Source organism: Microcoleus sp. K1-B1 (genome assembly GCF_036704705.1).
Classification (GTDB): Bacteria; Cyanobacteriota; Cyanobacteriia; order Cyanobacteriales; family Microcoleaceae; genus Microcoleus.
In genome coordinates this window covers 97144-120599 of sequence record NZ_JAUBSH010000009.1, presented here as the reverse complement: position 1 = coordinate 120599, position 23456 = coordinate 97144, and the positions used below count along the sequence as shown (strand labels likewise).

Sequence of the window (23456 nt, the reverse complement as noted above, 5' to 3'; positions counted from 1 at the left end):
TATACAGTTATTTATAACTTGTCAAAGAGATAGATGCACCCGTGAATACCCTGAGAAACTATTGATCGACCTGATGTTTAAGCACAAATTGCCTTGATTTATTGAGCGGATACCGGCAAGCTAACTTTGCCAGTCACAGGCTTTTTTTGGTATAAGTAGCGACCAGTGCCGATCGCGAATGCCAGTCCGCTGTAAAAGTAGAAAAGCCAGTGCCACGGAATAGTTTTTAGGGCAAATAGGATACCGTGTTTACGGTAAAAAAATCGGTAAAGCGGTGCATTAATTGTTACCAGTGGTATGGCCAGCAAACCAGCCAGTAGCAGAAAGCTCAGCGACCAGCACGTCCCCAAAATTGCCAGCAGCACTGCATAAGTTAAAATCACGCTAATGCGGTTTGAAACTTGCAAGTTGAGGTCGTTATTCAATTTGCGATCGCGCCAAATCAGTTCTGTCCAAGGCAGTGCTCGGTAGAAAAAGTCAGCTTTCACCATACCCATAGGTTTCCACCGCTTTAAATGCTTCACCTGCAATGTTTTGCACAGCCGAATGTTATAACCTGCTTGTTTCAAACGGTAGCCGAACTCAATATCTTCGATCGAAGCTTGGCGGTAACTCTCATTAAAGCCACCCATTTGCAAAAAAATTTCCCGGCGAATCACTCCGCAAGCGCCCCAAAAAGTCGAAGCTTCTTCGTTACCTGTTTGGTGCACGTAGTGGTGCAGCAAGTTCCTGTACTGCGATAGAAAATCAGGATCTCCAGGATCATCGTCGTAAGAGCCAATGAAAGCAGCTAAGTAGGGATTATTTTTGAACACCGATATCGCATAGCCCACAGCTTCAGGACAAACAGCGACATCAGCATCTACAAAAAACAGAATATCTCCCTTTGCAGCTTGGGCTCCCAAATTCCTTGCCCGCGCTGGCCCCCCGCATTCGGGAATCCTGATGACTTTGGCGCCGAATTCCTTGGCTAGACGCCAAGAACCGTCGCTTTCGCCATCTGCTACTACAATAATCTCGATCGGCCTGGGCACAGCTTGAGCCAGTTTTGACAAACAGGTGCGGAAGTAAGAGCCCCCGTTGTGAACTGGGATAATAACGGATACAGTGGGGTCGGCGGTAGAAATCATTACCTAAATTGTTTAAATGGCAGGGGCTAAAATTTGCTGGAATTTTATTGGTGCTACTTTACGAAGGGTAAAATCAGCTCTACTTTTTTATTTATAACTCGATTTTTGTTTGTCTTCAACTAGATTTTTTGCTGGTATTCTCGATTTGATTTTCCCCATTCTTACCTCTATTTTACGCCATATCTTGCTGAGACTGACCTGATGTAGACAACAGCTTTACAAAATCTTTAAATATATCATTGTTTGTGTAAACTTCGGAAAAAGCCCCTGCAACATTTTGGTGCGGCTGTGTTGCAATACACAAGAGTTTGATTTTATAAGTAGGCACACCGTATAAAATCCAACATCGTTTATACGGATACCCACGAACTGTCAGGACTTGCGCGGTACAATTTCTTTTACAGACCTCATCCGCGAGTGACTGCTGCCCCAAGTCTCGATCGCGACTGCGGAGTCAGTGCACATTTTATTACTTTTGGCAATATATTTTAAATATACGTCAAATATACGTCTTCAAATTTCCGACGCTGTACGATCGAGCTTTAGTAATTTGCTAACATACCCTTAGCTAGCTCCCTTTGAACCAAAACTTTTACCTAAACCATTTTTTCTATTACATGAACACATCCCAAAACACTTTAAATCAGCCATTAGTTTCAGTCATCATACCAGCTTTCAACGCTGACAATTTTATTGCTAAAACCTTAGAATCTGTCTTATCTCAAACTTATCAAAACATAGAAGTTTTAGTGGTTGATGACGGTTCTACAGATACAACAGCCGAAATCGTCCAATCTTTTGCTCAAAAAGATAACCGAGTCAGCTTATTCCACCAATCAAATGCTGGCGTCGCCGTCGCCCGCAACCTAGCAATTGAAAAATCAAAAGGCGAATATATTGCTCCCATCGATGCCGACGATATTTGGTATCCGCAAAACCTAGAAAAACAAGTTAACTGCCTGAATTCCTCAGCACCATCTGTCGGAGTTGTCTATTCCTGGTCAGTTGATATAAATGAAAAAGACTTGCTCACAGGTGGATTTTATAACTCCACCATCGAAGGAGAAGTTTACACAGCATTAATTTATAAATATTTTATAGGCAATGCCAGCTCATCTCTAATCCGCCGCGTTTGTTTTGCAAAAGTCGGCGGTTACAACGGCAAACTTAAACTAGAAAACGCTCAAGGCTGCGAAGACTGGGAACTTCACCTCCGCATAGCCGAACATTATCAATTTAAAGTCGTACCAGAATACTTAGTTGGCTATCGGCAGATTGCCAGCAGTATGTCTAGCAACTATGCAGCAATGGCAAAATCTCACTCTTTAATTATGGCCGATGTCCGGCAGCAACATCCCGAAATTCCCAGCAGCATTTATCGCTGGTCTAGCAGCAATTTTTACATTTACTTAGCTGTTAAAAGCAACCGCAGCGGCAATCACCGCAGTACATTATCTTGGCTGTACCGAGCTTTCAAAGAAGATTTATCAATGGCACTTTTGCGCCATAATTTGTATCTGCTCTTAATAGAAAGTATATTAAAAATAATAGTTACACCGCTAACTGCATCAGGGTTAGAGTTAAAACCAGCATCTGAATCGAGTGAAGGGACGACACTGGCGAGGATTGAGACACGGACGAAAGCTCACAGAATGTTGCCATCGCAGGTATACGAAAGAATGCGATTCAATAGTTTAGGAAATCGCAAATCTACATAAACCCAACATTGAAAAACCCGGTTTTTTGAATAAACCGGGTTTTTGAGGAAGCTAGAGGGCGTTTAATTCTGCCTGGTTGGTCGATAATCAGGAAAAAGGGTTAAATAAAAGAATTTAAATTTTCCATTCTTCCTTCTTCCTTCTTCCTGACATCCGTTACATCCGTTACATCCGTTGCCGAACTTCCTTCTTCCTTCTACTTAATCTCTCTAAGCGTGAGAAGCTGTAGCAGTTTGAGCTTGCGGATGCTTACCATCGGGCGAAATAGATTCCCCTTCAATAAACGAGCGCAACATCCAAGCCATTTGCTCGTGCTGTTCCATCAAACCAGTCAAAAAGTCTGCGGTTCCGTCATCCTTAAACTCTTCACCGCACTGTTCAACGTGTTGGCGGAGATTGCGAATAATCAGTTCGTGGTCATCAACTAAACGCGCTACCATTTCCGTAGCCAAAGGCAAATCGCCGATATGTTCTTTAATCGAGCCATACTTCAGAAAACCCTCAGCAGTACCAATTGGATAGCCACCTAAAGTTCTCACCCGTTCGGCCATAGCATCGATATTTACTGTTAACGCTTGATAGTGTTCTTCCCACAACTGGTGGAGCGATCTAAACTGTGGGCCAACTACATCCCAGTGATACTTTTTGGTTTTGATTAACAGCAGATAAGCATCTGCCAGGTCGTGATTCAATAGTTCGATAACGCCTGCACGCTGCTCGTCAGATAGACCTATGTTTAACTTACGCATTGAAAATTGTTCCTTCAACTCTAACTTTACTATTAGAACAAATTTCGCCAGCCACTTACATCAACCCAGAGGACGATCGAAGACGAGTCAAATTTAGTAAAATATCTGCTTTCTAGGTTAAAGTAATTGCAATATTGATACCCTTAGATAGATGCAATCAAACTTATTGTTCCGAAGCGCCTTTGTTTGGCGAGTACACCGATTGGGCGGCAGGTGAACCCCCGCTCAATCGGGCGATAATAAGGCTGCACTCTGATTGTTAGTAAAGATCAAGGAATTTATGCCGAAGTTAACGAACATCACACACACTTAATTGTGCGAGCTGGTTTAAATGACGGCATAAGGGACTTGCAATTAAATATAACCCCATTAATCCTAGAAGGCTAGGAAACAGATTTTCGGACATGAGCGGTTCAGATCTGTATGATTGGGATGCTAGAAATGATATTGAGTGAAACCCTTCAATCGACGTTCCAGGATGCTGCCAAGAAACAGACGGGCGATCGCCGTCTAAGCTTTATGACAAAAGTGGCGGAAGACCCAACTCAAATACAGCCGTGAAACCCTTGGCCCCATCTAGTAGACCGAAAGAGAGAACCTGTTTGCTCGCTTCACCTTCAGGAACACTTGCGCTGCTGTGACCACCACAGCACTAAGCCGAACGTATCAACGGCAGTGTAGCGTTTTGGGCCCCCATGAATGCTTTGTCAAACCCGACACTCTGATGAACCATCATTGCAATGGCAACTGTTTAAACCTGGTTCTTGGCGGATGGCGCCTCCAGGACAGATAAAAAAAGCAGTCCTCTGTGTTTGCGCGAAGGAGGAGAAAGAGGGCATTGCAGTTTGTCCTATCTGGGGAATACGGGGTAAAGTAGCGGTAGGAAATATTTATCCATACTTTGACTAACTGTGCTAATTTCATTGTTAGCTGTAAACCATCATGCGGGAAATCTGCCAGAGCGTGGAAACCATATTTCAACTGCTGTTAGACGAACTTAAAAAGTCCACTCGCGCGTCTGAGCAGAACTGCCAAGATGTAGCAGGGCGACTCGCAGCAGAAGTCAACAGGATATGCACTGAAAGCCAGCGGATTCAGGCCTCTGGAGATATAGAAGGTTCAGCCCAGAGCCTCGCTCAGCACCGCTTGCAACAATGCCTCCACTATTACAATTTAGGCTCCGGGCCTGGGCGAGTAGAATTGCACAGTACCCTCAGCGCGATCGTCTATCGCTACATCACCCCTCCGCAGGTGCAGTCTAGCTATCAGGCGCGAGTAGAACTGATCAAAGATTTTTTGCAAGGATTTTATCTCGAAGCTTTAAAGGCATTCCGGCGCGAAACCCAACTGCCACCCACCTACAGTCCCCGCACTCGCTTAGAACTAGCAGAGTACATGGCCTTTGTAGAGCGCTTCGGCAAGCGACGCATTCCTTTACCTCGGAACCGCAGCCAGCAACTAATTATTTTACGGGCACAAACCTTTTCCCAGCAGCAGCCCAAAGAAACCTCCGTAGATATGGAACAAGCCGCCGACGGAGGGGCTTCAGATTCCGACCAAACTTGGAATGACACCTCGGTGCACTCAGTGCGGGAAGCGATGGCCGGACAGGGTTCGGCGGCAATTCGTCCCCTCGGCGACGAGTCAGAATCTCTGCGGCAAAACGTGATTGACGAATTAGTGGCTTACTTGAAAGAGCGCAACCAACAAGACTGCGCCGATTACTTCGTGCTGCGCTTGCAAGACTTGCCGACTAATGAAATAGAGTCGCTTCTGGGCATAACTCCCCGCCAAAGAGACTATTTGCAGCAGCGCTTCAAGTACCATTTGCTCAGGTTCGCCATGTCGCACCGCTGGGAACTCGTTCACCAGTGGCTGGAAGCAGACTTAGATCGCAATTTGGGTTTGCTGCCTTCTCAGTGGCAGGCGTTTGGCGAGCAAATTGGTCCAGAGGGACAGCGTTTGCTAAAGTTGAAACAACAGGGTCTGTCAGAGTCAGCGATCGCGCAAACCCTCGGCAGCACGGTAGCCCAGGTACAGAAACGGTGGTTTAAATTGCTGGAACTTGCCTGGGAATTGCGAAATCGTTCAGATTCCGGAGAAGGGGCATCTAGTGATGAATAACGAAACGAACAGGGATGCAGAGGCTTTCGATCGCCATTTTTTAGACTGGATATTGCAGACGCCGATCGCGAATGCCTCTAACGAAGATGAGGAAAACCTCAATCCATCCCCTCACTCAGAAGAGTGGGACGACACAGACGACAATTCCGGGGTGGAATACTGGGAATGGGACGAACCAGACCCGCTGGACTATCAAGTGGGGGCGCACAACAATGCACCCGCACAACCGCTGACAATTGGAGAAATACCGACCGTGCAAGACCGTTTTCAGACCTTGTTAAAAGAAAGGCTTAGAGCCGAAATTGAATCCAACCCGCCGCTGTTCCCCTGGGAAACAGAATTCAAAAGCTACGACCACGATTACCCAGACGATGTAGCCCCGCAATGGGTTCCCCCCCTACACCTCTGGACTCCCCAACTACAAAATATCAGGTGGGGCCGCCTGCCAATTCCGATCGCCCAAGGGGTTTTTGCTCAACTGCTAGAACCTTGTCAGGAACTGGTAATGTCGTCGCTGCGGCAAGGATCGAAGTTAGTTCGCGCTGTAGATGGCTTATTTCCGGGCCAGTCTCAGGAACTCAACGAGTTAGCTGGTTTAGTGCTCCGAGGTTCTTTGCGGGGACTTCTAGATTTAGAAGATTTCCCGAATTATGAAGCAGCCAGTACCGATCAACAAATGGTGCTGTCGCTGTTGGCCGCCAAGGAAATCATTGAGTCTCTAACTCTCGATTGTCCTGTGAATCAGCCGCCGGTTTCGCGGGAGTGGCTGACTGGTTTGGGTTCGCTGACTCTGGAGGCTCAATACCTGTCGAACCCCAACAGAGAACAGCCAATGCCGTGTTTAAGAGTTGAGTGCCAATTTCCGGGGGCAGGAAGTTTGGAACTCAAGGGAGGAGATGCCGAAGCAACTGCACATCGTCCGAATTCCGGGCATTTAAGTGTGGAGTTGTTTGACCCGCAACCTAACAAGACTTATGCCCTAGAAGTTCGATTCCAAAACTTCGAGACCCGACCTTTGATGTTTGCTATTCGTCCAATTTTGGCAGGACAAGATAGCAACTAGAAAGGTCTAATTAGAGTAAATAATTTAGGTTTTTACTCTGTGGTTTGACCTCACACAAAAACAAATGCAATCCCTCGACTGCTGTCGTGGAAAGCGAAAAAATTTAGATCTTAGTTCAAGCCTCCAAATTCATCTGTGGAGTCAATCTCAAATCTAAAATCTACAATCTACTGCTCGTTGACTTGGATGGGTGCACATGACAACTGATAACCTGCGAAATATACCTGTTTTGGGTAAGCTGTGGGAGCAGATTGAGGCTATGCCTCCGCCGGTGGTTGAGGATTCTTTACTGCTACGAATCCTAGTTCAGTTGTTGGTAATTGTGGGAATTGTGGCTACTGACGTTGCTGCTGAAGAAGCCCTGAACCTGTGGGCTGTGCCTGTTAGTATTGTGGGAGCAACTTGGAGTTGGTACCGCCGCCGCGATCGCAATGTAGCTGCTAAGTTCTGCATAGCTATTGGAATGCTGGTGGCGCTGTTCGCTTTTTTTAGCCGCTTGGTGGGAGAATTGAATGATACGCGGTTAGTTTTGGCGCAACTGTTAATCCAACTTCAAGTGCTGCACAGTTTCGATTTGCCTCGCCGCAAGGATTTAGGCTATTCGATGGTAATCGGGCTAATTTTGTTAGGGGTAGCAGCGACTCTCAGCCAAACCTTGACTTTTGGGCCGCTGTTGTTGGTGTTTTTGGCTTTAGCGCTTCCGACTTTGGTGTTGGATTATCGATCGCGCTTGGGATTTTTGAAGCCAGAAGTCATTGGCGAAAAAGCACAAGGTAAAGCGAAAAATGAAAGCCTGTCGCTATTTGCTGCTACTTTATCCCCAAAGTATTTTGGTTGGCTGCTGCTGATAACTGTCGGGTTGGGGCTGACTATTTTTGCGTTTTTGCCGCGCCTCCCTGGCTATCAATTGCGGACTTTTCCGGTGAGTGCTCCCATTCAATATCAGGGGGAGTTTGACTCGCGCAGCATTCTCAATCCGGGGTATGTCAGAGGAGGAGATAAAAAAGGAACTGGCGGAGGAAGGGGGAGAAACCCAGACTCTGGGCCAGGAGAGGTAGACTCTACTTTTTATTACGGTTTCAACCAGCGCATCAATCAAAATTTGCGGGGGGAAATGAAACCTCAAGTGGTGATGCGGGTGCGATCGCAGGCTGCGGGTTTTTGGCGGGTTTTAGGATTCGACAAATACACCGGTCAGGGTTGGGAAATTTCTCGCAACGACGACGCTTTTAAGGTGAATAGACCTAGGTGGTCTTATCAATTTTTTCTGAATCCTTTTCCCAATGCGCCTCGCACTCAAGAGGTGATTCAAAGTTATACTATTGTTGCTCAGTTGCCGAATTTGATTCCGGCTTTAAACAAGCCGAGGGAACTTTATTTTCCGACGACAGATATTGCGGTTGATGCGGAGGGGGGTTTGCGATCACCTGTGGAATTGGCGGAAGGTTTGACTTATACGGTGATTTCTAATGTGCCTTTTCGCGATCGCTCTTTGTTGGGTAAAACTGGTACTAATTACCCGAAAAATATTCGCAAGTTCTATTTGGATGTGCCACCGGAAATTGCCCAGAAGGTGCGAGAAAAAACTGAAGAAATCTTGGCGGCAAGAACTAGAGTATCTCAGTCAGATAGACCGATCGATTCTTCTTACGAAAAAGCTTTGTATTTGGCTCAATATTTAAAGCAAAATCCGAATTACAAAATAGAAAAAGCCTTGCCTTACTTAGAAGAAGGTGAAGATTTAGTCGAGGGTTTTCTGTTTGGCTACAAAAACACTCAGGGCGGCAAAAAAATTACAGGGGGATATCCAGACCACTTTTCGACGGTATTGACAATTATGCTGAGGTCGATCGGGATTCCGGCGCGGCTGGCGGGGGGTTTCGATACGGGGGAATTTAACCCGTTTACGGGTTTGTATATTGTGAAAAATACCGACGCTTTCTTGATGACGGAGGTATATTTTCCCAATCACGGCTGGTTTGCTTTTAATCCGATTCCCGGTTATCCGCTGATTCCGGCTTCGGTGGAAGACAACCAGACTTTTAGTGCGCTGGAATCGTTTTGGAAGTGGATCGCGGGTTGGCTACCGACTCCTCTCAGAAGCGGGCTGGATTCAGTCATAGGTTTTGTAATTGGCTGGATAAGTTTGATTGTGGGCTGGTTTCTGGGACAGTTTGCGAAGGGCTGGGTGGGGTTGTTTACGGGCTTAATTGCTGCGATCGCCTTTGGCTTTATTGGCTGGTTAATTTGGCAAGTGTGGCGCAAGTGGCGCCACCGCCGCTGGCTGGCGAAGTTGCCGCCTGTGGAGGGGGTTTATCAGGAAATGTTGAAGGATTTGGCGAGTAGGGGTTTTGCCAAGCAGAAAGCTCAAACGCCTTTGGAGTATGCTGAGGCAATGCGCGGTAATCATGCAACTGATGAAGCTGAGGTGATTGATGAAGTTTCGCAAGCTTACGTGCGTTGGAAGTATGGCGACGAAGCGGGAAATGTGGGCCAGTTGCGGCAGTTGGTGGAAAATTTGAGGCGATCGCACTTGAAGAAAGTCAAAAAGCGCTGGTTTTAAGCGGTAAGGGTAGGAAAAATAGCGTCGGTTGCCTACCCTGTTGAGAAGTTCGACTAGCCATTATTTAATCTTAATAAGTAACCCTCCTTATACTTGTAAATTTCCACCCGAAGGTACTCAATTATGTCATATAAACGTCCTCAATTTGATTCCTTTAAAGTCATCCAACGTGCTGAAGATTTGGTGGAATCTTCCAATCGCTACCGTATTACTGTTCAAGTTGCTAACCGTGCCAAGCGCCGTCGGTATGAGGATTTTGATAATATTGATGAGCACCAGATGAAGCCAGTAATACGAGCAATTATGGAAATGTCAGATGAGCTGACATACCCAGAGATTATTGCTGAATTTATTGAACCTTCATTTGAAGGAATATCGCCAACACCCGCACCAACACCCGCACCAACACCCGCACCAACGCCCGCACCAACGCCCGCACCAACACCCGCACCAACACCCGCACCAACACCCGCACCAACACCCGCACCAATACCTGCACCATCGCCGACAAATACAACATCATCGCCACAACCCAGCGAACAAATTATTCAGATAAATACTGAAGTCAATGCTAATCCTCAACTACGACAACTGAAGCAAGAATCTAATTCAAATGCTTGGAATAGTCTAGTTAATTGGATTGGTGAATCTGTTTGTGAAATTAATTTTGCTGCATCTGAAGCGTCTGTTAAAAGGCTGAAGCACAGCTACCGAGACAAATCTCCCTATGAAATTGCTCATGTTCTTATCGTTCAAAAATCCTTACAAGCGGCGGGAGTGGATTTAGTTAGAGGAATTCCGAGAGCAGAAGCTGTTATCAGGGGGATAGCTAAGTACGATTTACCAGAAATCTCCAAACTCTCGGCAGAAATGGTTTATCAGATTGCCGATATTTATGGATTTAATTTACAAGATCCCGAACGAAAAATTGAAGCTTTAACAGCCTTTGGTGCAGCTTTTTTGGGAGAAAGAGCTATTGAGGCAGGTATAGACTGGCTAGAGTATGGCATGATTCCCAGTAAAATAATAAGTGCTTCTGCTAAAGCCCTAATGATTTATGCAGTAGGAAATGCTGCTTGTAAGTTCTATGAAGGCAAACTTAATCAACATATTAATCCATTAACTTCGCCAACAGTTATAAATAAAATTAGGGAACAAAGTCAACATTATTTAGATAACGCTACTTCCGAAGAAGGAATCGTTGCTCTGATTTCCAGCGAAATCAATACGGCTTTGACCATAGACTATACTAGACTCAGTAGTTTACTAAAAGTGGGAGAATGGAAAAAAGCAGACCAAGAAACCTGTGACATCATAGTAAAGATAGCTAACCGTGGTTTTGAGCAAAATTTGAGAATCTTGCCCATTGAGGATTTACGCACTATCAATCAACTTTGGTCACACAATAGTAATGGACATTTTGGTTTTAAGGCGCAAAAACAAATTTATTGGGATGTGTCAAAAAAAGTAGGCGATTTTGGAGAAAAGATGGGCTGGCGAGGAAAAGCAGGTTTATTTGGTGGCGTTTTTGGTTGGAAATCCTATGATGATTTAAACTTTAACTTAAAATATGCTCCTAAAGGGCATTTGCCAGCTTTTCCCTTAAATATATCTTGGTGGTACCACTCAGGTGAAGCAACGAGAGATTTTGCCCAATCAATTTTAGAGAGAAACGATTGGTAAAGAGTGATAAATAAAGGTGCATATTTCATGGAATAAGCCTCTACCAATATGCAGCTTTCTTGTCTGTGTTTCCTTCCCCACTCGTCATTATTCAAGCAATGCTTAACCTATGATAATTCCCGTCAAGCTTCAAGATTTAGGGCAACAAAACGAAACCACGATCGACCTTCGATGCGCCGACTCCCGGCTCAAATCCGCAAAGACATCAAAGGTTTGTTTGACAATTATCAAAAAGCTTGCACTTTGGCAGATTTAATGCTATACAGTTTGGGTAAACCTGATATTGTTGCGGACTGCTGCGAAGATAGTGCGATCGGCTACAAACAGCCCGGTTCCGTTTCAGTTCACGTCTCTGCATTAGAAGAACTAGACCCTTTGCTCAGGCTCTACGAAGGCTGCGCCAACCGCACAATTGGCAGGCTTGACGGCGCGACAATCATCAAATTTTACGCTCGCAAACCTCAGATTTCCTATTTATTTTATCCCGATTTTGACACTAACCCGCATCCAGCTTTGCACACTTCTATGCACATAGATTTGCGCGATCTTTCTGTCAGCTATCACGACTTTTCTGATGTGTATAATCCGCCAATTTTAGTTAGAAAAAAAGCTTTTGTTACTGCTAGTTATCCCCATTACGACAAGTTTGCGAAACTCACCCGCCAAGAAGAAAAGTTAGGGATTCTAGATCGTGGCGCAGTTAAGAAACATCGAGAATTGGTGAAGTGTTTGGAGGAAAATTGCGTTAAAATTAAGGATCATAAGTTGTTTTGGCGATCGAATGCTGACCCAGAAAAATTGAAAATGCTGCAAAAAGCTGCGTCGGAACGTCAGGCGCGAAAAATTGAGGTTAATGCAGGAAAGAGTGAACGAACCGCAGAGGACAGAGGATGGGAAAGAAGAGGGAGGGGAAGTTATGTCTTTAAGAGAGGAAGAATAGTTATGGGAGCATCTCATATTTGTAAAAACACTTATTCTGGCTCCTGACTTCTTCCTCTTTCCCCGCAGCAAGAGAGCCTCGCAGCAAGAGAGCCTCAAAACTCCAATTTCTAGGTGGGCTGCTTTCATTGAGATGCTCTCATAGTTATCGATGTATCGGTTGATTGGTTCTTGATTCCAGAGAAGTTATTAGCGATCGCACGAGCATAAATAATTGTTAAGAGATCGCGCATAACAAATCATTGGAGCGGACAAAATTGTGATATTTTTAGGTTTAGTTAGAATGATCGTTATGGAAATCAGCAGCGAAGACAGAGACACCCTCGAATGCCTAGAGCAAGAGCTATGGCGTCAAGAAACTCGCCTTGACAAGCAGCGCATGAATGAACTCCTTGCACCGGACTTCTTTGAATTTGGACGGTCTGGACGTGTCTGGCAAAGACAAGATACACTTGTGGCAGAGCCTTCATCAATAGATGTCGTCTGTCCACTACCTAAATTTGACATTCGCCTGCTCGATGAGCGCACTGCCCAGGTTACCTATGACAGTGCATTTATTTATGACGGCGTTGTTGAACATACACACAGAAGCTCTATTTGGTCGCGAACGACAAGCGGTTGGGTACTTCGCTTTCATCAGGGTACACCGTTTCAACCTTGACTACTCTCAGCACTCGCATCACAATGATGAATGCAATTACCTATAGAAATCCACAACCTGGGGATGAACACCAAATCAGTGCTTGTATGTGGGCTGCTGCGGATCTATGGGAACTCACAGATGGAACGCCAGAAAGTGTTACTGAATGGAAACAAATTTCTGACATAGAAGAATTAAGAGCCAGAATTTTGAGTAGCGAGAAAACGCTAGTCGCTACGTGGAATGGGATTATTGTTGGTTTTATTGCATTTCGGAGAGGGAATCATCTGTCATTGTTGTTCGTCCGAAGAGAATTTGGTGGGCAAGGAATCGGTAGAGAACTATTCACTCGATGCAGCAACGATATTGAGGAAATCACGGTTAACTCATCTGATGCGGCAGTAGGCTTTTACCAAAAAGTAGGGTTTGTCCAAAGTGGCGATCGCTTCTTTGCGAAGGGAATATGGGGGACACCAATGAAGTGGGTAACAAGGAAGTGAAACGGACTCGCTAACACTTGTTGGTTACTTTGCCGAGTGAAATTACTAAAATAGCCTTGAGTTCAGGTGTTTGCCTTAGTTAAGTAGTCTCTAGAACGACTAAGCTAAAAATACAGAAATTAGACAGGTAAACTATTTATATTTTGCCTGCCTAAGTCCTGTTAAATTAAGCAAACTTAATTTTCAAATAATCATCCTCCATCTTCGCCCCCGAAGGTTGCAGCGCTGCTAAAGCTTGGGGCAACACCAAATTACGGCGGTGATTCCCAATCCGAACATTCAACTCATCTCCCGTTTTGCTCAACTGGATCTGATCCTTAGCAATTCCGGGCAAATACAGTTCAAGACTATATTGATTGTTTTCCTGAACAATCCTAATCGTATTTTCTTTGTAATAAACTTGACTTGGGTCTTCGTCTTTGTAAAGCGTTTCTTTCAACCGTTCCAAAGCTGCCAAACCGCACATTTCTTCAGAATAAAGTGGCACTTCCTTAACTGGCAGCGGCATAAAATCTGAGTGAATTTCCTGACGGTACTGCTCCTGGCTTTCTTTCCACCGTTTGAAAAATGGGTCAGTTACTTCTGCAGGAATAATCCGGTTAGCTACTACTAAATCTGTGGCTACATTGTACAAACTCAAATAGGCATGAGCGCGCAGAGATTCTTTAATTACCATTTTTTCAGGATTAGTAACTAACCTTACCGAAGTGACAGTATTGTCAGTTAAAACCTTTTCCAAAGCCTCAATTTGTTCGTAAAATTCGTAAGGTGCATCCATCACCTCTTTGTCGGGTAAAGAAAAACCCGCAATTGGTCTAAAAATAGGTTCAACTAAAGGTCGAAGGGCGGCTGATATGCCTTGCAGCGGCTTGTAAAATTTTCTCATGTACCAGCCGCCAACTTCTGGCAAACTTAGCAGTCTCAATGCTGTGCCCGTCGGAGCAGAATCGATAATTAAAACATCAAATTCGCCTTCGTCGTAATGCCGCTTCATTCGCACTAAACCGAAGATTTCATCCATTCCTGGCAAGATGGCTAATTCTTCAGCTTGCACCCCTTCGAGTCCCTGGGCACGCAAGACTTGAGTAATGTAGCGCTTAACTGCTCCCCAATTGCCTTCTAATTCCCTGAGAGCGTCTAATTCTGCTCCCCACAAATTCGGTTTTACCAGCCGCGAATCGTGTCCGAGTTCCATGTCAAAGCTGTCGGCTAAGGAGTGAGCGGGATCTGTGCTCAGCACTAGGGTTTTGTATCCCAATTCGGCACATCGCAGCCCCGTCGCAGCGGCTACGGAGGTTTTGCCGACGCCGCCTTTTCCAGTCATTAATATTAAGCGCATTGATTGTTTAGCTCGCCTGAAAGTTTTTTACTCCTCTATTGTAACGTTATGTAACGGAAATTAATTTTGTGGGGAATTAATTTGGGCGATCGCGCCGCCGGACATATCCTATTTCCCGTGATACACGAAATTGCTGCTATGTCAATATCAGTTAAAATTATTTATCTCAGATATCAATTGCAACAAATAAAAATCCATCAGCGTTCATCTGTGTTTATCTGCTAACATCTGCGGTTAAAAAAAAGATCTCCCTCTTGAAATACTATTTTTTATTGCTAAAAAACCTAAGAACAATTCTCAAACATTAGTTTTCCGAGGAAATACAAGCTGTTTGAGCACATCCAACCGCGAACAATCCCAGTAATCGATGTGAGAAACAATTAAACCGTCGCTGTTGACTTTCAGTTCGCTCCTACCGGCGATCGCCATTTTCGGTTTCCAAGGTAGCGGTGCGATCCAGCTCAGAGTCCAGCGAGTGTCTATAGTATCTCCCGACTGCGAAATCCCGTGCAAATCCAGATTTACATCCTGAAAAAAAGTCCCCATAAACCCGATCATTTTGCGGTAGCGATCGACTCCTGTAAATCGATTCACCGGATCTTCAAAATAAACATCTTTTGCATAGATGCTGTAAGTCTGATTATCGGGAAATCTTTGATAATCGTCTTTGAGAATTTCCAGAATGTCCATTTCGAGCGATCGTTATTCTTATATTATTAGAATATAATTTTAACACAAGAGATAAAAAATCCGCAATTTTCGTCCAAATTGTGATATTATATCGGGTTATTTCCTGCCTTGCCAACTTTCAACTTAACATCACAACTATGATTGACCTCTACACTTTTACCACCCCGAACGGTCGCAAAGTCTCGATCATGCTCGAAGAAATAGGTTTACCCTACAACGTGCACGTCATCAACATCACAAAAAACGACCAATTTAGCCCAGAATTCATCGCCATCAACCCCAACAGCAAAATTCCGGCGATAGTCGATCGAGATAACGGCATCACCGTCTTCGAGTCCGGCGCTATTCTGATCTATCTTGCCGAAAAAAGCGGCAGATTTCTACCCACAGACAAACAAAAATACTTTCAAGTTATAGAATGGCTGATGTTTCAAATGGCCAGCGTCGGCCCGATGTTTGGTCAGCTAAACCACTTCAAACGCTTTGCACCCGAACAAATTCCCTATGCGATTGGGCGTTACGAAAAAGAAACCTTGCGCCTCTACGGAGTATTAGACACTCAACTAGCAAAATATGAATACATCTGCGGCGACTATTCTATTGCCGACATTGCTACCTATCCCTGGGTTGCTATTTACGAATTTCAAGGATTAACCCTCGACAACCACCCCCACCTCAAACGTTGGGTAGAAACCTTGCAGAAGCGTCCCGCCGTTGAGCGCGGCATGGCTGTTCCATCATTATAAACCGGGCATCTAAATTGTATTTTCGGGAGGGCGGGACACCCCACAAGCAAGTTGACTTTTGTGGAACTCAGAGGTTGCACCATTCTCAATAAGCTTTTTAGGAACAGGCTTTCCGGCCTGTTCCACAAGAAAATTCCCTCTTTGTGGAACAGGCCGGAAAGCCTGTTCTTGACAATGGTGCAAGATGTGAGGTGGAACGGGCTTCTAGCCCGTTCTTAATAAACAGGGGGCGGGCTCGCGTGCCCAACCCCTACTCCCCACAAAGCAAGTTTACTGCTTGTGGAACGGGCTTCTAGCCCGTTCAAAAAAAGCCCTCAAACTCAATCTGCGAAATGCTTAATAATCGCCTCAGCAAACTCCGAACACTTCAACTCAGGCACCGGCGGCTCCATCAACCGCGCCAAATCGTAAGTAACTTCACCGTTAGAAATTGCCGCTCCCAAACCCTTCTTAATCAAGTCTGCTGCTTCCTGCCATCCCATGTATTCTAACATCATCACCCCGGACAAAATCAGGGAACCGGGATTGACTTTATCCAAACCAGCGTGTTTCGGTGCAGTGCCGTGAGTCGCCTCAAAAACTGCACATTCATCACCAATATTTGCACCAGGGCCCATACCCAATCCACCCACAATGGCGGCAGCCGCATCGGACAAATAATCCCCGTTCAGATTCATTGTCGCCAAAATCGAATACTCGGCCGGTCGGGTTTGAATTTGTTGGAAAATACTGTCAGCAATTCGGTCGTTGACCATGATTTTTTCTTTCCACTGGCCGCTGCCGTGACTCTCCCAAATTCCAAACAGAACGTCGGCTACTTCTTGACGAATTTTGGCTTGTTTTTCTGGGGTCAAAGCATCGTATCCCGGATCTATTTGGCGGGCATTATCTTCCAAGCTAATGTCGGGGTTTTGTTCTTTGTTGCCGAGAATCCAAGACTCTCTTTCCGTTACGCACTGTTCGCGAAATTCGGTGGTTGCTAATTCATAACCCCAATCTCGGAAAGCTCCTTCTGTGTATTTCATGATATTGCCTTTGTGCACCAAAGTTACTTGCTGCTTGTCTTTCGGCAACCGTAAAGCGTGGGTAATGGCGCGGCGTACTAAACGCTGAGAACCTGTTTTACTAATCGGTTTAATTCCGATTCCCGAATCGATGCGAATTTGTTTTTTGCCATGTTCTGGTGTTGCGGGAATTAACTCATTATTGAGGAATTCAATCAATTTTTTGCCGATTTCGCTGCCTTTTGCCCATTCAATTCCGAGGTAAATATCTTCTGTATTTTCCCGGTAAATAATTACATCTAGGAGTTCAGGAGTTTTGTGTAGCGATGGTGTTCCAGCATAATATTTGCAGGGCCGCACGCAGGCGTAAAGGTCAAAGATTTGCCGCAAAGCTACGTTTAGCGATCGAATGCCGCCCCCGATTGGGGTTGTCAGCGGCCCTTTGATGGCGACTCCGTATTCTTTGATGGCGTCTAAGGAATCCTGGGGCAGATATTGGTAAGTACCGTAGACATCGCAGGCTTCGTCGCCTACATAGATTTTAAACCAGTTGATTTTTCGATCGCCACCGTAAGCCTTTTCTACCGCAGCATCCATGACTTTCTGGGATGCAGGCCACAAGTCAACGCCGGTACCGTCGCCGCGAATGAAGGGAATAATTGGGTCATTGGGGACGATCGGCAAACCGTCTTTGAAAGTAATTTTAGAACCTGTTGTCGGGGCTACAATTTTTTCGTACATATCTTAACAGTGCGGATAGGAATGTTCCCTATTTTGCCACGATTGTCTGCCTAAACCTCAATCAATCCTAAATATTTGTATAAATTTTTGATAACTTGATTTTTAACCGCAGATAATAGCAGATTGACGCAGATAAACGCAGATGTTTTTGGGGATGTCTGCATTTATCTAGGATTTTATTCTTTTTGCATATTCTTCTTCACTATCCATAAAATACACCAGATGACTATAATCACCACAACTATTTTGGAAACCGGGCCGAGATAATCCTCTACAAGTGTATAATTTTCGCCTAGTTTATACCCGGCAAAAGTCAGGAAACTTACCCATAAAAGAGTGCCTCCAGTTGAGTATAGTAAAAAAGGAATTAAAGGCATATTATTGATGCCAGCGGGCAGGGAAATCAGGGTGCGAACTCCCGGTACTAGGCGACACAAAAACACGGCTTTGTTGCCGTGTCTGTTAAACCATCTATTTGCTTTGTCAATATCGGCGCCCGATACTGTGATCCACTTGCCGTATTTGTCGGCTAAATTCCTCAAGCGTTCTTCGCTCAATAATTTACCAGCATAGTACCAGGGAAGCGCCCCCAGAACTGTACCGATTACCCCTGCTGCGATCGCCGGTGAAAACTCCATTCTGTTCTGGAATACCGTGAATCCTGCCAGCGGCATAATCAATTCTGAGGGTATGGGGGGGAAAAGATTTTCTAAAAACATCAACAGCCCTATTCCGAGATAGCCCATCGACTGCATTGTGTTAGTTATCCATTCAACCATTTTGATTCCCTAATTTGGTAAGAAGAAGTCAGTATTCATTAGTCATTGCTCGTTCCCAGGCACAGGCGGGGAACACATATCTAGAGGCTCTGCCTCGACTCCCCATGAGGGAGGCAGAGCCTCCTTGTATTCATTCCCAGGTAGAGTCCGGGAACGAGAATACTATGATTAAGTGCCCGAAGTCCAAGAGTTTGTGTACTCAATTTGTTCGGCAGTCAAGGTATCAATGTGAATACCCATTGCTTCCAATTTGAGACGGGCAATTTCTTTGTCAACTTCTACGGGGATTGAGTGAATACCAGGCTCTAGTTTGCCTTTGTTCGTAACTAGATATTCGCAGGCTAAAGCTTGGTTAGCAAAGCTCATATCCATCACGGCGCTGGGGTGTCCTTCGGCTGCTGCCAAGTTGATCAAACGACCTTCGCCCAACACAATAATCGACTTGCCATTATTGAGGTGATATTCTTGAGTGAAAGACCGGACTGTTTTCACGTCGGTGCTTTTTGCGCCGAGGGATTTGAGGTCAATTTCAATGTCGAAGTGACCGGAATTGCAAACAATTGCGCCGTCTTTCATTGTCTCGAAATGTTCGGCACGAATGACGTGTTTGTTGCCCGTAACGGTAATGAATATATCTCCGACTGTTGCTGCTTCGTCCATCGGCATGACGCGGAAACCGTCCATCACTGCTTCGATCGCCCGAATCGGATCGATTTCGGTGACAATTACGTTAGCACCCATACCACGGGCGCGCAGTGCCGTGCCTTTGCCGCACCAACCGTAACCTGCAACCACAATATTTTTACCGGCCAACAAAATATTAGTAGCGCGGATAATGCCGTCTAGGGTAGATTGACCGGTACCGTAGCGGTTGTCAAAGAAGTGCTTGGTGTCGGCGTCGTTGACGTTCATTGCGGGGAAAGTCAGCACACCGTCTTTCAACATAGCCCGCAGGCGCACGATGCCTGTGGTAGTTTCTTCGGTAGTTCCGATTAAATCGGAAATTTGGTTGGGGCGGTGCTGGATCAGTGCCGCTACAACGTCGCTGCCGTCGTCGATGATAATATTGGGGCGGTGGTCTAGGGCTGTGTAGACGTGACGTTCGTAGGTAGCCGCGTCTTCTCCTTTGAGGGCGAAGACGGAAATGCCGTAGTCTTCAACTAAGCAAGCCGCTACGTCATCTTGAGTGCTCAAGGGGTTGCTGGCGATCAGTACGGCGTCGCCACCGCCGAGTTTGATGGCGATCGCCAAATGAGCGGTTTCTGTGGTTACGTGGCAGCAAGCAGCCAAGCGAATGCCAGCGAAAGGCTTTTCTTTAGCGAAGCGTTCTTGAATTTGCCGCAAAACAGGCATTTCCCGGCCGGCCCACTCGATGCGTTGTTTTCCCAAGGGGGCGAGGGACAAGTCTTTGACTTCGTGTTTAATCTTGACGGATGTAGCAACCATGTATGTTATTTCTCAGAAATCATCAAACTTTGTTAGTTTTAGCAGATTAAGTCATCGGCGGGCAAGTGCTGTGATTTTACTCGATCGGGGTCGGCGCTGCTAATCTTAAATTTTGATTGTGTTTTAATGATTAGCGAACGAGTCGATGGAGTCACCCGCACAGTGAGAGTCAAACATTCTTGTCGGGCGATGGATCTCTATTTTTTGTGTTAGCGTGGCGTTCTGGAATTATTTGACCCAAAGCATCCAGGATACAAGCCCCCGGATTCATCTCGCGCAAGTCAATGCTTCAATTCTAAAATCTAAAATCTAAAATCTAAAATCGATTGACACTCTCACTTGGGCTGCTGGCAGTTCGATCGCCTGCGTGATTGCGTTCCCGGCTTGGCGGCCTGCAAATATCATCAGTTTTTTAGGACTTGGTTCCGTAGGGATTAGTTTCGCGTTCCCAGACATCTTCAAATACTTTTTAGCAGAAATATTGTTGCTGTTGCACGAATCGTTTCAATTGGGCGATCGGATAATTGTATAAGGCTTTGAAGCTACTGTTGAAAAGATTTTGCGGCGTTCAACTCAAATTATTAGCGATCGGGAAGAGCGAGTTATCATGCCGAAGGCGATCGTATTTAAGCTAATCCGCATTTAAATTGCATAGTAAAATAAATCTTTCCCTTTGTGGGGTGGGCAGGAAAGCCCGCCCTCAACATACAATTTAAATGCAAAACAGCTTACCCATTCAGTGCGGGTAAGCTAATCCGCATTTAAATTGCATAGTCAAATAAATCTTTACTTGTGTGGGGAGTAGGGGTTGGGCAGGAGAACCCGCCCTCAATATACAATTTAAATGCACAACAACTTACTAATAGGCAGGCCCCACAGGCGAACTAACTTGCCTTTCAATTTAGCCTAGGATGTTGATAATTCAGGCTTTAGCGATGGTTGTTTGCATCTTATTGTTGGCTATTGGACGCTGCGCGAACAAGCACAGGTGCGACGGACAAACACCAGGGCTGTGCTGGCGATTAAAGTAGCGTGCATCCGGGCGGACATTAAAATTCCTCAACCGGTACTGGTGACTTTGTACGATCGAACAATTTACCGTGAGTGAGTTTTGAATTTTGACTTGGGAGAGGGAGAGAGTGGGAGAGTGGGGGAGTGGGAAAAATCCTCTTGCTTCACGCTTGACTTCTTCACGCTTGACTTCTTCCCTCAACACCCATCCGTTAAATCCATTAAATTCCGTACACTGGGCGTTGCCGAACTTCCCTCTGAGATCAAATCCGCGCTTCAGCGTCGGGCGTAAAATCGAGTCAACATCCAACACTCAACCATCATTCTGTTTGGCGACTCCTCCTTCTACAGTCAACAGTCAACAGTCAACAATCATGAGGAGTGCAACCAGAATGGATATGACTTCTCTCTTCTGACTTTTCAAATCAAGCAAAAGGCGAGCCGATTTCTCATTAGCGCGCCTCCTAATTGAATTTTATTTTGTAAAACGTAAATGAGGAGATTGTTCCGGTTGACAAAATCATGAAGTCGTCTTGCTAGCGCGGCGACGGCGTGCTGCAACCAAGCCACCCAAACCGAGAGCCAAACCAGTCATTGTCATCGGTTCTGGAACTGCTTCTGCACTCACTGTGAAGTCTTGGAAGTCTGCGTCGTTGTTGTTACCGCGATCGTCGAAGCCAATTAGCGTGCCTCCGTTAAACAGAGAAGCGTATCCGTTTGTGAATTGTCCGGCAGCTTGGAAGACGTTCGTGGTTTCTTTGTCGAGCGCGCTCCACAGTTCGCCTTGCCCGCCAAACACTGCTTGCTGGGTGCCGCTGTTCAAGGCTGAGGTCGAATAGACACTGCCACCCCAGCCGCTGTTGAGTCCCAAAGTGTAAATTTGATTTGCCAGGAATGTGAATACTACTGAGCCAGAACCCACGACTGTATTGCCCAGAGTTCCTTTCCATTCATTCTCCCACTGGTTGTCTGAGGATTTAGTTTCGGAAAACAGGGTGCTAACTAGAGAGACCGCCGAGTCATTCACGCTGTAGATTCCCAAAGAGGATTGGTACATTCCGTGAGATTCTTTGAAGCTAAACTTGACGCTTGTATCTTGGCTGAATTGGATGCCGCTGGCACCGAAGGAGAAGGCTTGAGCAGGAGCTCCGGCGCCAAACAGAGCTGTGGCGGCGGCGGTAGCTGTTAGGGCGGATAAGAGTTTGGTATTCATAACCTGTGTCCTTTTGTGCGATGGTCTTAATATTTTCATTATGCGATACTTTCTTTGTATTTGGTTCACTTTAGGTAAAGTTTGACATATTCTTTATCAAGCCTTTACATAACCTTCACAAATGCTGTCGATCGCATCTGCCTGGGGGCGATCGCTCCCTAAAAATACCCACTAAATAATTATAAATAGTTTGGATGGAAACCTTACAGTAGCGGGCTTGGGAGGGCGGGTGATCACAACTTATTTGGTTCGGGCTTATGCTAATTTTTTATTATATTATTAAGTCTAAATCCTCAACAGCAGATACTTAAGTATAAATACGGTAAGGTTTGTGGGTACTGACAGTTCCAAAAGTTTTCTATTAGCCAGAAACTGGGAATATTTGTTTTTTGGGGCTTGTGTAGGGGAGTTAAAGTAGTTTATCTATCGGGTAAATTACGTACAAAATGCGATCGTTGGGTCTACGTATTTTGGTTGAATTAAATAGAGCTCCGGGCGTGAGATATCCCCAAGATGCGATCGAGAAGATGCAATTTCCGCAGATTGAAGCGGTAAAAGACCGGATTGCCCCTCAACAAAGATTGTATAGAGAAGCTGTGGCCCCGTCTTTGCTCCCCATCGCCCGCATCAAAACAGACCGCTGTAGCGTTCCTCTGCCCAAGGTTCACCCCGCCGATGGTAGCCGTTGCGTTCCCAAAAACCGAGTTCTTCGGTTTCAGTAAACTCCAGGCCGTTAATCCATTTAGCGCTTTTCCAAGCGTACAAGTGGGGAACTACGAGCCGCATTGGGCCGCCGTGGTCTGCGGATAGAGGTTCGCCGAAGACGGTGTGGGCGAAAAAGTTTTCTTCTCTCAGGAAGTCGGCGATCGCAATGTTAGTCGTGTAGCCGCCGTAGCAGTGTTCCAGGACGTGCATAGCTTTCGGATCGACTTCGATATAGTTCATAAAATCTGTGACTTTGACTCCCGTCCACTGCACGTCGAGTTTTGACCAGCGGGTGACGCAGTGAAAGTCCGCTGTAAAGTTACTTTGGGGCATGGCCTGGAAGTCCGACCAACTGAAGGTTTGTGGTTTTGCCAATCCCCAGACTTTAAATTCCCAACTCTCAATGCTGACGGAGGGTGTATCGCCGTAGGTCAGCACAGGAAAGCCGTTGGCGAGGTATTGACCCGGGGGGACGCGATCGATGTTTTCTGATTCTGGCTTGCGAAAAAATTTGCCCAGCATTGATTCACGCTCTACAGTAACTGACTGCAATTCTGAGTATAACTTGCAGAGATGGGCGCATCGCAATTCATCTCAAGGTAGAAAACAAAAGCACTTCTGCCGAAATACAAATCCCCCAATGATGCTTAATGCCCGCCTAATTCTGCCTTCG

Annotated in this window: 19 protein-coding genes and 1 pseudogene; 10 read left to right on the top strand and 10 right to left on the bottom strand. The window is 45.6% G+C overall.

Translation table 11 applies throughout. The features are described 5' to 3' along the window. Positions 1 to 98 precede the first annotated feature (98 nt). Positions 99 to 1130: a glycosyltransferase family 2 protein gene (locus QUA83_RS05290; RefSeq protein WP_333291980.1), complete on the bottom strand. Its 1032-nt coding sequence runs from the start codon at positions 1128 to 1130 to the stop codon at positions 99 to 101. Positions 1131 to 1747: 617 nt separating this feature from the next. Between QUA83_RS05290 and QUA83_RS05285 the strand changes: the two genes are divergently transcribed. Continuing rightward, complete coding sequence (locus QUA83_RS05285) at positions 1748 to 2848, top strand: glycosyltransferase family A protein (protein ID WP_333291979.1); 1101 nt, start codon at positions 1748 to 1750, stop codon at positions 2846 to 2848. Positions 2849 to 3057: 209 nt separating this feature from the next. Here the strand turns inward: QUA83_RS05285 and QUA83_RS05280 are convergent, their stop codons facing one another. After that, positions 3058 to 3597 carry a Dps family protein gene (locus QUA83_RS05280; RefSeq protein WP_333291978.1) on the bottom strand — a complete coding sequence of 180 codons (540 nt, stop codon included), beginning with the start codon at positions 3595 to 3597 and terminating at the stop codon, positions 3058 to 3060. A 942-nt stretch (positions 3598 to 4539) separates the two neighbouring features. Between QUA83_RS05280 and hetZ the strand changes: the two genes are divergently transcribed. From hetZ to QUA83_RS05240, 8 genes and pseudogenes are all read left to right on the top strand, one after another. Then, positions 4540 to 5721, top strand: coding sequence for a heterocyst differentiation protein HetZ (gene hetZ, locus QUA83_RS05275; RefSeq protein ID WP_333291977.1), 1182 nt, complete (start codon positions 4540 to 4542; stop codon positions 5719 to 5721). Next, positions 5714 to 6784 (top strand): hypothetical protein, encoded by a 1071-nt coding sequence (locus QUA83_RS05270; protein ID WP_333291976.1) that lies wholly within the window; start codon positions 5714 to 5716, stop codon positions 6782 to 6784. The genes hetZ and QUA83_RS05270 overlap by 8 nt, the downstream gene beginning before the upstream one ends. Before the next feature lie 196 nt (positions 6785 to 6980). Next, complete coding sequence (locus QUA83_RS05265) at positions 6981 to 9347, top strand: transglutaminaseTgpA domain-containing protein (RefSeq protein ID WP_333291975.1); 2367 nt, start codon at positions 6981 to 6983, stop codon at positions 9345 to 9347. A 123-nt stretch (positions 9348 to 9470) separates the two neighbouring features. Beyond that, positions 9471 to 9695 (top strand): annotated as a pseudogene (locus tag QUA83_RS05260) (DNA-directed RNA polymerase subunit omega); the annotation flags it as partial. Positions 9696 to 10217: 522 nt separating this feature from the next. Beyond that, positions 10218 to 11030 (top strand): GUN4 domain-containing protein, encoded by an 813-nt coding sequence (locus QUA83_RS05255; protein WP_333291989.1) that lies wholly within the window; start codon positions 10218 to 10220, stop codon positions 11028 to 11030. A gap of 171 nt (positions 11031 to 11201) precedes the next feature. Then, positions 11202 to 12017 carry a DNA phosphorothioation-associated putative methyltransferase gene (locus tag QUA83_RS05250; RefSeq protein WP_333291974.1) on the top strand — a complete coding sequence of 272 codons (816 nt, stop codon included), beginning with the start codon at positions 11202 to 11204 and terminating at the stop codon, positions 12015 to 12017. Positions 12018 to 12261: 244 nt separating this feature from the next. Continuing rightward, on the top strand, positions 12262 to 12630 hold the full coding sequence (locus tag QUA83_RS05245; protein WP_333291973.1) for a DUF4440 domain-containing protein: 369 nt from the start codon (positions 12262 to 12264) through the stop codon (positions 12628 to 12630). A 23-nt stretch (positions 12631 to 12653) separates the two neighbouring features. Continuing rightward, a complete protein-coding gene (locus QUA83_RS05240; protein WP_333291972.1) occupies positions 12654 to 13109 on the top strand; it encodes a GNAT family N-acetyltransferase in 456 nt (151 codons plus the stop codon). Positions 13110 to 13275: 166 nt separating this feature from the next. Here the strand turns inward: QUA83_RS05240 and QUA83_RS05235 are convergent, their stop codons facing one another. Both QUA83_RS05235 and QUA83_RS05230 read right to left on the bottom strand, forming a co-directional pair. Next, on the bottom strand, positions 13276 to 14448 hold the full coding sequence (locus tag QUA83_RS05235; RefSeq protein ID WP_333291971.1) for a TRC40/GET3/ArsA family transport-energizing ATPase: 1173 nt from the start codon (positions 14446 to 14448) through the stop codon (positions 13276 to 13278). A 297-nt stretch (positions 14449 to 14745) separates the two neighbouring features. Continuing rightward, positions 14746 to 15138 (bottom strand): DUF2358 domain-containing protein, encoded by a 393-nt coding sequence (locus QUA83_RS05230; RefSeq protein ID WP_333291970.1) that lies wholly within the window; start codon positions 15136 to 15138, stop codon positions 14746 to 14748. Between the two features lie 137 nt (positions 15139 to 15275). Between QUA83_RS05230 and QUA83_RS05225 the strand changes: the two genes are divergently transcribed. Beyond that, the gene (locus QUA83_RS05225; protein ID WP_333291969.1) at positions 15276 to 15884 is read left to right on the top strand and encodes a glutathione S-transferase N-terminal domain-containing protein; all 609 of its coding nucleotides are present in this window, start codon (positions 15276 to 15278) and stop codon (positions 15882 to 15884) included. A gap of 320 nt (positions 15885 to 16204) precedes the next feature. Here QUA83_RS05225 and QUA83_RS05220 read toward each other — a convergent pair whose 3' ends face one another. The 6 genes from QUA83_RS05220 to QUA83_RS05195 all read right to left on the bottom strand — a co-directional run bounded on the left by QUA83_RS05220 (position 16205) and on the right by QUA83_RS05195 (position 23305). Continuing rightward, positions 16205 to 17629 (bottom strand): NADP-dependent isocitrate dehydrogenase, encoded by a 1425-nt coding sequence (locus tag QUA83_RS05220; protein ID WP_333291968.1) that lies wholly within the window; start codon positions 17627 to 17629, stop codon positions 16205 to 16207. A gap of 176 nt (positions 17630 to 17805) precedes the next feature. Next, positions 17806 to 18408 carry a DedA family protein gene (locus QUA83_RS05215; RefSeq protein WP_333291967.1) on the bottom strand — a complete coding sequence of 201 codons (603 nt, stop codon included), beginning with the start codon at positions 18406 to 18408 and terminating at the stop codon, positions 17806 to 17808. 168 nt (positions 18409 to 18576) lie between these two features. Further along, a complete protein-coding gene (gene ahcY / locus QUA83_RS05210) occupies positions 18577 to 19854 on the bottom strand; it encodes an adenosylhomocysteinase (RefSeq protein ID WP_333047387.1) in 1278 nt (425 codons plus the stop codon). Between the two features lie 922 nt (positions 19855 to 20776). Further along, positions 20777 to 21178 carry a hypothetical protein gene (locus tag QUA83_RS05205; RefSeq protein ID WP_333291966.1) on the bottom strand — a complete coding sequence of 134 codons (402 nt, stop codon included), beginning with the start codon at positions 21176 to 21178 and terminating at the stop codon, positions 20777 to 20779. A gap of 207 nt (positions 21179 to 21385) precedes the next feature. Then, on the bottom strand, positions 21386 to 22078 hold the full coding sequence (locus tag QUA83_RS05200; RefSeq protein WP_333291965.1) for a PEP-CTERM sorting domain-containing protein: 693 nt from the start codon (positions 22076 to 22078) through the stop codon (positions 21386 to 21388). Positions 22079 to 22705: 627 nt separating this feature from the next. Continuing rightward, on the bottom strand, positions 22706 to 23305 hold the full coding sequence (locus QUA83_RS05195; RefSeq protein ID WP_333291964.1) for a sulfite oxidase-like oxidoreductase: 600 nt from the start codon (positions 23303 to 23305) through the stop codon (positions 22706 to 22708). Positions 23306 to 23456: the final 151 nt, after the last annotated feature.